This window comes from Nostoc sp. C052 (genome assembly GCF_013393905.1).
GTDB lineage: Bacteria > Cyanobacteriota > Cyanobacteriia > Cyanobacteriales > Nostocaceae > Nostoc.
In genome coordinates, this window is record NZ_CP040272.1 from 3,139,197 (window position 1) to 3,152,085 (window position 12,889).

The window sequence follows — 12,889 nt, forward strand, 5'->3', positions numbered from 1 at the left end:
GCTAAGGTTTAGCCCATTATGACCGGAGGCGGAGCGTCTCCGGCTCCGCTCCTGACTCCTGAATTCTGTTCGATCAATTTCCAATGCCAAATGCTGCCCCAAGACTCGTATGATCAACATATCAGGAAAACATAACAGCCAGATTTTTACCGCAAAACATGGGCAGTATTTGGGAAATCGATTTTTACTCCCGTCCGATTTTGGACGCTAACCAAAAAAAAGTTTGGGAAGTCTTAGTCTGCGAAAGCCCCTTGGATATCGGTGCAAAAGCAGATTCTTTGTTTCGTTATGCTCAATATTGTCCCAGTACCCAGGTAAATTCGGGCTGGTTGCGGACAGCATTGCAGGAGGCTATTAACCAAGCTGGAAAAGCACCAATTAAAATCCGCTTTTTCCGCCGCCAAATGAACAATATGATTACTAAAGCCTGCCAAGATTTGGGCATTCCCGCCCAGCCTAGCCGCCGGACTTTAGTTCTCAACCAATGGTTAGAACACCGGATAAAGGAAGTCTATCCCCAAGAACCAGGCTATCAAGGGGGTACTAATCCCTCAGTCCGCTTAGAGAAACCTTTGCCGCAACGTTTACCAGATGCTTTGGAAGGACAGCAGTGGGTATTTGTTACCTTAGATGCTGCGGATTTGGCAGAAATGCCAGAGTGGGAAATTGGCTTTGGTGAAGCTTTCCCTTTAGAGTTGGTGCAAGTGTCACCCGAAGCCCGTATTCCTGGTATTTTAATTTTCTCACCAAGAGCCTTGCCCTTGGCGGGTTGGATGTCTGGTTTGGAATTGGCTTTCTTAAGATTTGATACTAGTGAAGAGGCGAGATTGCTGTTAGAAACTGGTGTCACTGAAAGCTGGATTGTAGCAAATATCAAAAAACCTCAAATTTTAGCAGAAGCCAAAGGTTTTGAAGAAGCCAAGCAAAAAGCTAACGGTGTGCATTTTATCGGTGTCCAGTCTGATCCCAAAGCCCAATCTTTTGCTGGTTTTTGGCTGTTGCAAGAGGTTAATCTTTGAATATGGGGACTGGGGGAGAAAAATCAATTCAAAATTCAAAATTCAAGAACTTCTGCCTTCTGCCTCCTCTTTCCCAATGAGCAATGACCAATGACTAATGACTATAAACGTTGAGACATGACAATGATTTGGGATAATTAACTGCGTCCATCAGTGTTGATCTGTGGTTTCAACGCAACTGCTGAAACATGCTGATGATTTTTGGATGGTTATCTGCGTTTATCAGCAGAAAGTCTAATTGTCGGCTTTTGGCGATTCGGACTTTCTTGGACAGCGTTGATATGCGGTTCAAAATCCACAATTCACTAAGGGTCATGGGTTCTGAAAATTTGTCACAAGATACACTAGCAGAACAGCTGCTGGAACTAGCTATAAAATCTGGAGCAGAAGCAGCTGAGGTGTATCAGTCGCGATCGCTTTCTCGTCCAGTGTTTTTTGAGGCAAACCGACTCAAACAGCTAGAAACCAACCAATCTGAAGGTACAGCACTACGGCTTTGGCGAAACGGGCGTCCGGGACTAACGGTAGCTTACGGTTTTGTCACAGCCGATGTCATGGTGGAGAAAGCTTTGGCACTAAGTCAACTTAATCAACCGGAACCAGTAGAGTTAGGCTCTAATTTTCAGCCCTCCTACCCAGATTTAGGGGAAAGTGTGCCTATAGAGGTTTTGGTAGATTGGGGCAAAGAAGCGATCGCAATTATCCGTGATTCCTATCCCGATATTGTCTGCAATGGTGACTGGGAATGTGATATTGAAACCACGAGATTAGTCAATACCAAAGGTTTAGATTGTCACTATACTGACACTACCCTCAGTTGCTATGTATCCGCTGAATGGGTACGTGGCGATGATTTTTTGAATGTTGCCGATGGACAAACTCAACGGGGTGGACTAGATCCGAAGAGATTAGCTAACCAAATTTTACAACGGTTAATTTGGGCTAGAGAAAATATCTCACCTCCGACTGGTCGCATCCCGGTTTTGTTTACTTCTAAAGCTGCTGATATGCTTTGGGGTACTGTGCAAGCAGCGTTGAATGGCAAGCGAGTCTTAGAAGTAGCTTCCCCTTGGGCAGAACACCGGGGTCAAGCAGTAGTTGCACCCAGCCTCACCCTCTACCAAGACCCACAAGCTGGCCCTTACAGTTGTCCTTTCGATGATGAAGGGACTCCAACTCAATCTTTAATATTTATCCAAAACGGAATTTTACAGCATTTCTATGGCGATCGCACCACCGGACGCCAACTCGGTACTGACACCACCGGAAATGGTTTTCGCCCCGGTTTAGGCAGCTATCCCACCCCTGGTTTATTTAATTTTCTCATCCAGCCAGGTTCGGCATCACTACCAGATTTGATTAAACAACTAGATGATGGCTTAATTGTGGATCAAATGCTGGGTGGTGGTGGCAGTATTTCTGGAGATTTTTCGATTAACGTTGATTTAGGCTACCGCGTCCAAAATGGTCACGTAATTGGGCGCGTTAAAGATACGATGGTTGCAGGTAATGTCTACACAGCCCTGAAGCAATTGGTGACATTGGGCAATGATGGTGATTGGAATGGTTCTTGTTATACTCCATCTCTGATTGTAGAAGGGCTATCTACCACAGGGAGAAGCAATTGATTCAGAATTCAGAATTCTGAATCAAGACACTCTTGCTTATTGGTGGGAGGACGCTGACTTTTTTGTTGACCTTTGAGAGGTTAGTGGTGTTCAGATTCCCGACTTCTTGAAGAAGTCGGGGATCTAGCAGCCCAACAACATGAATTTGACGGTTAGAGAGACGCGATAAATCGCCGTCTCTACAAGAAATTTATCCATCAATTTACTCACTTAGCACTCAGCACTCTAAGGTCGCTTGATGGCTAAAGTAAGTCCATCGGCGATGGGGACAAGGGAGAGTGTTATCCGTTCGTCATGATGTAACTTTTTGTTGAGCGCCCGGAGTGCTTGGGTGCTTTCATCTTGATTTTGTTCGTCAGCTACTTGTCCTGACCATAAAACATTGTCAATCGCAATCAATCCACCTGAACGGACTAATTGCAGCGATCGCTCATAGTATCCATCATAATTTTCTTTATCGGCATCAATAAAAGCAAAATCAAATGTCTCGGCTTGCCCAGTTGCCAATAACTGATCTAAAGTTTCCAAACCTGGTGCTAATCGCAAATCGATTTTATCGGCAACCCCAGCTTCCTGCCAATATCGGCGCGCGATCGCAGTGAATTCTTCACTCACATCACAAGCAATGATTTTCCCATCAGTCGGTAGTGCCAAAGCGATAGAAAGTGAGCTATAACCTGTAAACACTCCCACTTCCAGAGTTTTCTTGGCTCCAATTAACTGTACCAGAAGTCTCATAAACTGCCCTTGTTCTGGTGAAATCTGCATTCCACCCCTGGGATGATTGGCAGTTTCTTGGCGCAATTTCCTAAGAATCTCTGGTTCCCGCAGCGAAACAGATAAAAGATAATTGTAGAGTTGGTTATCAAGACCTATAGACTGTTTTGGCATGGTAGATGAGAAAATTAAGAGAATCTACAGTTATACTATCGCTGATAAGTGGAATCTCAGGAATAACATGGTGCGGTTAGTTTTGACAGCAATATTGCTAGTGTTAGTAACAGCTTGTGGCAGTATTGGACTGCTACCGACTAGCGAGTTAGTGCAAAAAGCGATCGCACTTGGGCTAGAACAAACTCAACAAAAACTTAGCCAACAGTTGGATTTAGATTTTCAAGGATTTGAAATCAAGCGGCTATCAATTACCCAGGAACAACCCCTGACGATTGAAAATTTACCAGCTTTCCACGTTCGGGGAACCTACGACTTGATTGTTAAGTTACCAAAACGGCACTTGACGCAACCACAAAAACCCTTTGACGTTTACCTGCAAATTCAGCAAGAAGGTAAAACCTGGCGATTGCTGCTTCCAGACAAAGGTAGTAAAAAAACTCAATCAACTTGGCGTAGCTATCTCATCCAATAGCTGGTATGTGCAACTCGAAAAACCATCACAATCCTTTCTGTTGCTATTTTGCATAAAAAGGTAGTCAACCCAACGTTAAATCAGCGTGAGTTCGACGAGTCATATAGTGTCAATTAGCTTTAAAAAAGACCTCTCCCTGATTTTACTACGCAAAACCGTCCCTCTCCGAGTCGGAGAGGGACAGGCTTGAACTTTAGTTTAAGGCAGGGAGAGGTTTATCGAATTCAAGTTAAATCAGCAGTTAGAAACTGCCTTGGCTCTGCGTGGTCTATTTAATCTAAAAATTGATGTAATTGGCGTAGCTATCTGATCGAAAATCTGGTGTGTGCAAAGAGAAAAACCATCACAATAATTTACGTATAACTGCTGGGTTACAGTCATGATCGAGGTAATAGTTTCACCGGAGACAGGGCAAGATGTATATTAACTTTTTTATCAGTTCTATAGCCGGAATTGTAGTTGTAGTGCTGGCGGCTTTTGGACTACTGCAATGTTTGCACATCCCTGCGGGTAACTTTCTTGATTGGGTGATTGGTGGTGCAAGTTTTTGGTGGCTGTTGGTAATTGTCACCGTACCGTGGAATGTGCATTTTCAAGCCAAAGAAGTCTTAGCAGAAGCAGCACAATCAACTGAGAAAGGCATTCCAGTCGATGAGAAACAAGTGAAGTATGTCACACTTTTGGCCAAGCGATCGCTCTGGGTTGCCATTGCTTTACACTTATTCTCAGCCGTTGGTCTTTATACTCTGGCTGCTACAGGTATTAGTACGGTGGGATATATAAGTTCTGGTGCAGCTTTGTTATTAACAATTCTGCGTCCCGCGATTCGCGCTTATGAGTACTTATATGCGCGGTTAGCGATGATTCGCCAAGAATGGAAGTATCCCCGTGAAGATATTTTTGAACTGCGCGATCGCTTCTCTACATTGGAACAAAAAATTCAGTCGTTGGAAGATCAACTCAACCCAGAACAGCCCTATTCCTTCTCTGCAACTCAACAACGTTTTGCTGAAGAGACTCGCAGAGACTTAGCCCGAATTGCGGCTAACTTCGAGGAATTACGGGCGACAAATCAAACCGAACATGAGCGTTTGGCAAGAGAAGCCAGAAATGCGATCGCGCAACTTTCTACCGACGGGCAATTTCTCGATCATGTCCGCGAAATCATTCGATTTTTTAAGACTGCTTAATTATTACAATGAAATTATTGTCTATCCCCGACTTTTTCAATCAGTCGGGGATATTGTTCGTCACAAATTATTTAGGATTGCTGTATCATAAATTACCTATAAAGACGGCAAATTATCGCGTCTCTCTAACCGTCAAAATGAATTTGACAATGAAGAAAATTAAATATGTTATAACTTTGTACGGATGATGTTGAGTGAAGCTCATATAACTTCAAGAGTACTCACGGTGAATCAGATACAACTGACTTATCTTTTATTTATAAACACCCTCTTAGCAAGGCTATTACTTACGTTGAACGTAGCAAAACACGCCAGTTGGTAGAGTTAGTTCTCAGCCGTGACAATCACAGTATCTTTCCTTCAGACATTGCTAGTCAACTGCAACAGCTTCAATCGCTTCGCGGATACCAGTAACTTTATGAGAACTAAAGTTATCCATGACAACAGTTGCGCCTGGCCAAAGATTCGGAACCAAAACTTGAGTCACATAGGTCTCAAATGCCGACGCATTGGTACCGCCAGTAAAAGTCATTGCAGCATCGCTTTACTAGCTTCTGGATAAACGTTAAACTCACACTAAATCTTTTTGCCAGGTGTCTTTGAGAACCTTCTTGATTTTTATACGCATCAATCACTTTTTGGCGAAGGTCAGTGGAGTATGCTTTCATCCCAGATACACTTTGCTACAGCATTCATCATCTTCCCACCTTTTGTATTTCACTCAAGCGAGAACCGCTATATTCGCCAGGGCAGGCTCTAAAAAACCGCGATTAGCACGTCTAATAGGCAAAAGTCAGAGTGGAGACTTTCTCCGCTCTGAACTTTGTAAGAGAGTGTTTTTATTTAAATCCTCTAACTTTAGCTATGAGGATTCACTGTTAGCTGATAACTGTTAAGCACTATATTTCATTCACAAGTTGAGACAGATGTACTTACCCTGGTTTTATTTTTTGTACAGTGTGATTTACGAGAGTTCAGAAGCTTTTTCCTCTTTAGAAGAAAGAGAGCGAATTAACTCCCGAATTACATCAGTCGCAGGTCTCCCCGTTATTGAACAGTATTGTTCAAGCTTCTGTGCCTCGCTTGAGGTAAGGTTGATGGTAAGTCGTTTAGCAGCCCATTTTTTATTCATGTATTAGACAAGCTATGTTTTTAAACTACTTCTCTAATATCAATCATGTAGACTGCTACTACAATGGTATAACTAATGACATTTCATTCAAGTAATCGTGAAGTTGGATAGGATGTTTTCCTCAGCAATTAGTGAAGATGTCTAATATATTGTAAAGTACAAAGTTTAGCTACTTTCCAGACAGTAATTATAAATTAAATGTAAAAAATATAAATATATATAAAGTAAAAGTAAGTATTATCACATAACCTCTAATCAGATTGTTAGCAAATTGATAGGCAATCTAACCCAATACTTGTCGGTTAAGGGGGAAAGGGTTTAAATCTCTTACCCTTTTCCCTTTCCCCTTTACCCAGTCCTCACTTAGAATTTTTGGGTTGGCAGACTACTAGTTGGCTTGCTCTATGGAAACTGTTTATGTCATACTTACGAAGCTTTCATCTACTAAAAGCCGACCGACTTTTAGTAGTATTGTTAGCGATCGCCAAAACACCTGAGATCGAGATGAACAGATTTAGACTACAAGTAGTTGCGATCGCTTAACTCCGATGGAAGCATCTACAAGTTTGCAGAAACATCAATTTTTTGCGGGATGGGATTCAGTAGTAGTAAAGTGAGTTTTAAAGGAGTATTTATGTCACAGTTGAAGCAAGCAGTGCCAGACACCTTTGTAGCCAAAGGCTTAGAAACTCTCCCCAATATTTTCGAGCGAGTTGAGGCTCTGGCCAAGGACTTTGCCACCCGTGCAGGGGTACATGACAAAGATGGTTCCTTTCCCTTCGAGAATTTTACTGCTTTGCATGAGGCAGGACTACTTAGCCTGACCATCCCGCGTGAATTTGGTGGTCAGGATTTGGGGCTGCCAGCTATCTGCCGAGTGATTGAAGGGATAGCGCGTGGCGATGCTTCCACCGCATTAGTATTGACAATGCACTACCTTCAACATGCTCATGCGTCCCGTAGCCGCCGCTGGCATCCAGAAGTATATAAGCGGCTGTGTCGTGAATCGATCGAAGGTATTGCCCTCTTGAATGCTGCCCGTGTTGAACCAGAGTTAGGAACACCAGCTAGAGGCGGATTGCCTGCAACAATTGCCGAACCAACAACAGAAGGCTGGCGTTTAACAGGACATAAGCAGTACACCACGGGCAGTCCCATTCTCAGTTACTTTGTTGTTTGGGCACGGACAACTGAGGATGAACCACAAGTTGGAAGTTTTCTGGTTCCGCGCGATCTGCCAGGTTTGCAAATTGTCGAAACCTGGGATCACTTGGGAATGAGGGCTACAGGTAGTCACGATCTAATTTTAGAAAATGTATTAATTCCCTCAGAGTATGCTCTTAGTATCAGTCCTATATCTGCTGCACCATCTTTCGATCCGCTAATTTCTACTTGGGGTAGTTTGACAGTGAGTGCCTTATATCTCGGTGTGGCTACTAGTGCGCGAGACTGGCTCACTAAATATCTTTGGGAGCGATCGCCTTCTAATCTTAAAGAGCCACTGGCAACTTTGCCCCGCTTCCAAACTGCTGTAGGTGAAATAGAAGCACTCTTGTTTGCTAACAATAGATTGATTTATAGCTTGGCTGAAGATATTGATAAGGGCGAGTATGAGCCGAACATAGGATTACAAGCACAAGCTGTTAAATATCTCACCACAACAAACTCAATTCGTGCCGTGGAGATTGCTTTAGAACTAACTGGTAATCCTGGTCTGTTAAAGAGGAATCCTTTAGAGCGACACTACCGTGACGTTTTGTGCAGCCGTATCCATACACCGCAAAATGATGTTATTTGCCAATCTTTAGGCAAGTCGGTGCTGAAAGTTAAGTGATGGGGAATTGGGACGCGCAAGGGCAGGGAGCAGGGGAGAAGAATTTTCCCCTCCGCCCCCCGCACCCTGCCCCTCTGCCTCTTTTCAATGCCCAATATTTAGTATCCAGCTTGCTTATCTACAACATTCCGCAAGGGCTGACCGGTTTGGTAGCGTTTGAGATTGTCGATAAACAGTTGTGCTATGCGTCCTCTTAGACGTGGCGATAAGGCTGAACAATGGGGTGTAATAAAGGCATTTGGTAGCGACCATAAGGGACTTTCCGATGGCAGAGGTTCGGTTGCAACTGTGTCTAATCCAGCGCCAGCAATCCATCCTTCACGTAATGCGGTGATTAATGCAGCTTCATCTACGATCGCACCACGAGCAATATTAATTAGATAAGCAGACTGACGCATAGAGCGCAATGCAGTTTCATCAATCAAACCTTTAGTTTCTGGAGTTAATGGTGTAGCAAGAACTACATAGTCTGCTGCCGGGAGGAGCGATCGCCACTCATCAGCACCCACAACCTTATCAAAATTCGCTAGGGGTTCGGGATGGCGGCGACTACCCCAAACTGTAACTCCAAAGGCTTTAGCACGAGATGCGATCGCTTGACCAATATTCCCAGTGCCGAGAATTAATAAAGTTGCGTCTGCTAACTCTTCGAGAAATACTCCCCTTACCCAAGTGTGTTCATCTTGCAAAGTTTGCAATTTTCGCAAATTCTTAGCGTGATACAGCATGAATGCCAATACAAATTCTGCAATTGGAATTGCATGAACCCCTGCGCCATTAGTGAGGATAATATCCTTTTGCAAAAAAGTTGGTGTGAGGATATGATTTACGCCCGCGCTTGGTGACTGTTGCCAACGTAGCGCGGGTGCTGCTGTCAGTACTTTGTCAAGGGTAGAGGTTTTCAGATAAAATCCGTTGACATAAACTTCGGCATCACTGGCATCACCATCAAGATTACCTTCACTATCCACCTCCACAACATCTATATTAGATGGTAGGTGTGGCTCAATATCTGCAATTAGATGATCTGGTAAGATTAGTTTCACCATTTGCTACTCCCTAATTCCATTTTGGATTTTTAATTTTGGATTGTGCAACCCAATCGGCAACACCTCTTCATTTTTAATTTTTAATTTTTAATTGTTTAGTATCCTGCTTCTTTGTTTACTACATTTCTTAACGGTTGACCAGCTTGGTAACGCTTGAGATTATCGATAAATAGCGCGATTGAACGCTGTTTACTTTTTGGGGAATGCCCGGAAGTATGGGGTGTGATAAAGATGTTAGGAAGTGACCACAAAGGACTTTCTGGTGGTAACGGTTCAGAGTTAACTGTGTCTAATGCTGCACCTGCAATCCAACCTTCGGTAAGCGCTTTGATTAATGCCGATTCATCAACTACGCCACCACGAGCAATATTAATTAGGTAAGCATGATTTGGTAGCGATCGCAATACAGATTCATCAATAAATTCTTTGGTTTCGGGAGTTAGGGGTGTTGCAATAACTACATAATCAACCCCTGGTAGGAGCGATCGCCATTCATCAGCACCCACTACTTTATCAAAATTGGGTAACGCTTGGGGATGGCGGCGACTGCCAATAATTCTTAAGCCGAAGGGTTTAGCACGGGCGGCGATTTCTTGACCGATACCACCAGCGCCAATAATTAGCAAGGTTGCATCTGTCAACTCTTCGATAGCAAAGCCTCTTTTCCAGTGACGTTCCGCCTGTAAAGCATATAACTCTGGCAGGTGTTTGGCATGAGCCAGTATATAAGTAATTACAAATTCTGCGATCGGAATTCCATGCACTCCCGCCCCATTTGTGAGAATAATATCTCTCTTCAAATAAGTTGGTGTCAGGATGTGATTCACTCCTGCATTTGGTGCATGATGCCAACGCAATGCAGGTGCTGCTTCTATTATTTTATGCAGCGTCGGACTTCTGGATAAAAACCAACTGAAATAAACTTCAGCATCGCTAGCATCGCCGTCTAAATTTCCTTCAACATCTACCCTGACAACCTCTGTATCAGGCGGTAGATGAGGCTCAATGTCAGCAACGAGATCTAGCGGTAAAATCAGCTTCATTGTAGATTACCTCTTATTTTTTTACAGAGCTATCTTTAGAAATTGTCTCTATTTGATTAAAAAAAATGCCTTTTTTTCTTAGTCTAAATTAATTAGAATACTTAGCAAGAATCAAGATATTTTTATTTAATCTGTAAACGCATAAACTCCAGATCAAAATATTGATGATTAGATTTATATGCCATTTCTTCTACTCCATATATTTGAAAACCTAATGATAAATAAAGTTGTTTTGCTAAGAAATTATTTTTAACAATATCAAGCAACAATATTTCTACTTCATTAATAGCTTTTGCTTTTTCAATTAATTCATTTAGTAATAATTTACCTATGCCTTTTCCTCGATATTCTTGTTTAACATACATACCACTAATATATGCCTTATGCCTGAGTTTTATTCTTGATTCTTGGTGAAATGCGACTATTCCAATTAACTTTTTATCCTCAAAACAGCCCAAAATAAAGTTATTGTTATTTACTGGTATTCTCTCTCTAAATTGTTCTATCGTCTTAATTGTTTCTTCATGATACGACGTACCAAATGAATCTGGATTTTTATATAAAGCTTCTAATCTGATCTGTCTATAATCTTCTGCATCATACTTTGTTAAATTTCTGATTATCATTAGATTAAATATAAATAATAGATATTGATGTTTATTTTCAATAAAGCTATATAAGTTAATAATTACTATCTTTTGCTTTGTCTAGTTTGTGAGTATGAAAAAATTACCCAGAACAGTATAGAGGAGAGTTGAGAGTTGTTTTAAGTATTCATAAATAATTTTCGATTCCTATAGCTGCTTTTCAAGAGGAAGTTTTAATCTCGAAGTAGCCTATTTTACCGCAGCTACCTCAAGCATTACATCAATCAACTTATGAAAGCTAAATCTCAACTACTCAACTGCAATAATTTATCATTTGGTTGAGAATTTTCATTACTCATAACTCGCTCTAAAACGGCTTCTCTGATATTGATAAACACTTCGCTACTTCGATCTCGCGGGCGTGAAAGTCTCACAGGTAAATCTACAGAAATCTGTCCTTCATCAATCACTATCACTCGGTCTGCCAACGCCACAGCCTCTTCCACATCATGAGTAACCAAAAAGGCAGTAAATCTCCGCTCTTGCCACAAATTTTCAATTAAACCCTGCATCTCTAAGCGAGTTAGAGCATCCAATGCTCCCAAAGGTTCATCTAGCAACAACAAACGGGGTTGACTAACTAATGCTCTTGCCAATGATACCCGTTGCCGTTGTCCACCAGATAAAACATAAGGCCACTCATCAGCCCGATCTTTGAGTCCGACTTTATCAAGTGCCCACAAAGCTTTTTCACGCCAATCACCTTGCAAGCCTAACCCTACGTTTTGGATAACGCGCTTCCACGGTAACAAACGGGGGTCTTGAAACATCACTCTTACAGAACCGCTGAGTCTACGCAGTGGTTCTCCATCTAGTAGTATTCCGCCGGAAGTTGCTTTATCTAATCCTGACACAAGACGCAATAAGGTGCTCTTACCACAACCACTTCGTCCGACAATAGCGACAAACTCACCTGCTTCAACTTCTAAATTCAACGAGTTTAAAACAGTTTTCTTGCCAAAAGCTTTCGTCAAATCCAAAATACTTAGTTGTGTACCCTGTACATTTGAACTCACTTGCAAAACCTCCTTGTTTACAACAATTGGAATTTAATTAATTACATTTATGACTTTTGATAGTTGGGGTTCCAAGCCAAGAATTTTGTTTCTAATCCTCTGGCAACGGCATCTGCTAATTTACCTAGCAGTGCATAGATTACAATACTCAAAACCACAACATCGGTTTGCATAAACTCACGGGCATTCATTGCCATATAACCAAGACCGGAATCTGCCGCGATCGTTTCTGCCACAATTAGTGTCAGCCACATAATCCCCAAGGAAAAACGGACACCAACAAGAATTGAAGACAACGCTCCTGGAAAAATGATTTGCCACAGAAGTTGTGGTGTTTTCAATCCATAGACTTTTCCCATTTCAATCAGTCCAGGGTCAACACTACGGATGCCATGAAATGTATTGAGATATAACGGGAAAAATACCCCCATAGATACTAGAAATAATCTAGCTTGATCTCCAATACCAAACCAGAGAATCACTAGGGGAATTAATGCCAAGTTGGGGATGGTACGGAGCATTTGCAAGGAACTATCCAATAACTTTTCTGCTACGCGGGAAAAGCCATTGAGTAATCCCAAACCAAAGCCAATACTGCCACCAACTATAAAACCAGATATCGCCCGCCCAGCACTAATTCCTATATGTTGGAACAGTTCTCCAGTTGAGCCTAGTTTAATTGCTGTAGCGATTACACCACTTGGTGCTGGTAAAATTCTGGTTGAAAGTAGACCAGTTCTGGAAGCAACTTCCCAAAGAACTAATACGGTAATAGGCACAATCCAAGGAACTATCTGCTGGAATTGTTGATTTTCCCACAATTCGTTCAGGAATATTGGATTGCTGTTATTGCTTTTGGTGCGTTTAAGGGTAATAGTCATGGAATTTGGGATTTTAGATTTTAGATTGTCCACAAGGATGAATCTAGAAGTAGCAAATTTCGGATTTTAGACTTTAAATTTGGC

Annotated in this window: 14 protein-coding genes; 6 read left to right on the forward strand and 8 right to left on the reverse strand. The window is 42.1% G+C overall.

Going from position 1 to position 12,889, the window contains the following annotated elements:
* The first annotated feature begins 158 nt into the window (after positions 1–158).
* On the forward strand, positions 159–1,019 hold the full coding sequence (locus tag FD723_RS12535; RefSeq protein WP_179065623.1) for a Tab2/Atab2 family RNA-binding protein: 861 nt from the start codon (positions 159–161) through the stop codon (positions 1,017–1,019).
* Between the two features lie 314 nt (positions 1,020–1,333).
* Positions 1,334–2,647 (forward strand): TldD/PmbA family protein, encoded by a 1,314-nt coding sequence (locus FD723_RS12540; RefSeq protein ID WP_179065624.1) that lies wholly within the window; start codon positions 1,334–1,336, stop codon positions 2,645–2,647.
* A 225-nt stretch (positions 2,648–2,872) separates the two neighbouring features.
* On the opposite strand, the gene FD723_RS12545 is transcribed toward FD723_RS12540, so the two are convergent.
* Positions 2,873–3,538, reverse strand: coding sequence for a class I SAM-dependent methyltransferase (locus FD723_RS12545; protein WP_179065625.1), 666 nt, complete (start codon positions 3,536–3,538; stop codon positions 2,873–2,875).
* A gap of 67 nt (positions 3,539–3,605) precedes the next feature.
* Between FD723_RS12545 and FD723_RS12550 the strand changes: the two genes are divergently transcribed.
* Together FD723_RS12550 and FD723_RS12555 are read left to right on the forward strand one after the other, a co-directional pair.
* Positions 3,606–4,013, forward strand: coding sequence for a hypothetical protein (locus FD723_RS12550; protein WP_179069129.1), 408 nt, complete (start codon positions 3,606–3,608; stop codon positions 4,011–4,013).
* Between the two features lie 416 nt (positions 4,014–4,429).
* On the forward strand, positions 4,430–5,203 hold the full coding sequence (locus tag FD723_RS12555) for a hypothetical protein (RefSeq protein WP_179065626.1): 774 nt from the start codon (positions 4,430–4,432) through the stop codon (positions 5,201–5,203).
* 370 nt (positions 5,204–5,573) lie between these two features.
* Here the strand turns inward: FD723_RS12555 and FD723_RS42740 are convergent, their stop codons facing one another.
* Complete coding sequence (locus FD723_RS42740; protein WP_372743802.1) at positions 5,574–5,690, reverse strand: hypothetical protein; 117 nt, start codon at positions 5,688–5,690, stop codon at positions 5,574–5,576.
* A gap of 477 nt (positions 5,691–6,167) precedes the next feature.
* On the reverse strand, positions 6,168–6,335 hold the full coding sequence (locus FD723_RS12565) for a CopG family transcriptional regulator (protein ID WP_179065628.1): 168 nt from the start codon (positions 6,333–6,335) through the stop codon (positions 6,168–6,170).
* Positions 6,336–6,752: 417 nt separating this feature from the next.
* On the opposite strand from FD723_RS12565, the gene FD723_RS42745 reads away from it, so the two are divergent.
* Positions 6,753–6,878, forward strand: a complete 126-nt coding sequence (locus FD723_RS42745; RefSeq protein ID WP_256875167.1) for a hypothetical protein — start codon at positions 6,753–6,755, stop codon at positions 6,876–6,878.
* Between the two features lie 91 nt (positions 6,879–6,969).
* Positions 6,970–8,169 (forward strand): acyl-CoA dehydrogenase family protein, encoded by a 1,200-nt coding sequence (locus FD723_RS12570; RefSeq protein ID WP_179065629.1) that lies wholly within the window; start codon positions 6,970–6,972, stop codon positions 8,167–8,169.
* 98 nt (positions 8,170–8,267) lie between these two features.
* Here FD723_RS12570 and FD723_RS12575 read toward each other — a convergent pair whose 3' ends face one another.
* The 5 genes from FD723_RS12575 to ssuC all read right to left on the reverse strand — a co-directional run bounded on the left by FD723_RS12575 (position 8,268) and on the right by ssuC (position 12,805).
* Positions 8,268–9,218, reverse strand: coding sequence for a D-2-hydroxyacid dehydrogenase (locus tag FD723_RS12575; RefSeq protein ID WP_179065630.1), 951 nt, complete (start codon positions 9,216–9,218; stop codon positions 8,268–8,270).
* Between the two features lie 95 nt (positions 9,219–9,313).
* Positions 9,314–10,261, reverse strand: coding sequence for a D-2-hydroxyacid dehydrogenase (locus FD723_RS12580; protein WP_179065631.1), 948 nt, complete (start codon positions 10,259–10,261; stop codon positions 9,314–9,316).
* Positions 10,262–10,383: 122 nt separating this feature from the next.
* On the reverse strand, positions 10,384–10,887 hold the full coding sequence (locus tag FD723_RS12585; protein WP_179065632.1) for a GNAT family N-acetyltransferase: 504 nt from the start codon (positions 10,885–10,887) through the stop codon (positions 10,384–10,386).
* Between the two features lie 266 nt (positions 10,888–11,153).
* Positions 11,154–11,924 carry an ATP-binding cassette domain-containing protein gene (locus FD723_RS12590; protein ID WP_179065633.1) on the reverse strand — a complete coding sequence of 257 codons (771 nt, stop codon included), beginning with the start codon at positions 11,922–11,924 and terminating at the stop codon, positions 11,154–11,156.
* A 47-nt stretch (positions 11,925–11,971) separates the two neighbouring features.
* A complete protein-coding gene (gene ssuC, locus FD723_RS12595; RefSeq protein WP_179065634.1) occupies positions 11,972–12,805 on the reverse strand; it encodes an aliphatic sulfonate ABC transporter permease SsuC in 834 nt (277 codons plus the stop codon).
* Positions 12,806–12,889: the final 84 nt, after the last annotated feature.

What these genes read in the sequence shown, in the direction of transcription:
- FD723_RS12535 (WP_179065623.1), top strand. Translation starts at nt 159, where the DNA reads ATGGGCAGTATTTGGGAAATCGATTTTTACTCCCGTCCGATTTTGGAC.
- FD723_RS12540 (WP_179065624.1), top strand. Translation starts at nt 1,334, where the DNA reads ATGGGTTCTGAAAATTTGTCACAAGATACACTAGCAGAACAGCTGCTG.
- FD723_RS12545 (WP_179065625.1), bottom strand. Translation starts at nt 3,538, where the DNA reads ATGCCAAAACAGTCTATAGGTCTTGATAACCAACTCTACAATTATCTT.
- FD723_RS12550 (WP_179069129.1), top strand. Translation starts at nt 3,606, where the DNA reads ATGGTGCGGTTAGTTTTGACAGCAATATTGCTAGTGTTAGTAACAGCT.
- FD723_RS12555 (WP_179065626.1), top strand. Translation starts at nt 4,430, where the DNA reads ATGTATATTAACTTTTTTATCAGTTCTATAGCCGGAATTGTAGTTGTA.
- FD723_RS12565 (WP_179065628.1), bottom strand. Translation starts at nt 6,335, where the DNA reads ATGAATAAAAAATGGGCTGCTAAACGACTTACCATCAACCTTACCTCA.
- FD723_RS42745 (WP_256875167.1), top strand. Translation starts at nt 6,753, where the DNA reads ATGTCATACTTACGAAGCTTTCATCTACTAAAAGCCGACCGACTTTTA.
- FD723_RS12570 (WP_179065629.1), top strand. Translation starts at nt 6,970, where the DNA reads ATGTCACAGTTGAAGCAAGCAGTGCCAGACACCTTTGTAGCCAAAGGC.
- FD723_RS12575 (WP_179065630.1), bottom strand. Translation starts at nt 9,218, where the DNA reads ATGGTGAAACTAATCTTACCAGATCATCTAATTGCAGATATTGAGCCA.
- FD723_RS12580 (WP_179065631.1), bottom strand. Translation starts at nt 10,261, where the DNA reads ATGAAGCTGATTTTACCGCTAGATCTCGTTGCTGACATTGAGCCTCAT.
- FD723_RS12585 (WP_179065632.1), bottom strand. Translation starts at nt 10,887, where the DNA reads ATGATAATCAGAAATTTAACAAAGTATGATGCAGAAGATTATAGACAG.
- ssuC (WP_179065634.1), bottom strand. Translation starts at nt 12,805, where the DNA reads ATGACTATTACCCTTAAACGCACCAAAAGCAATAACAGCAATCCAATA.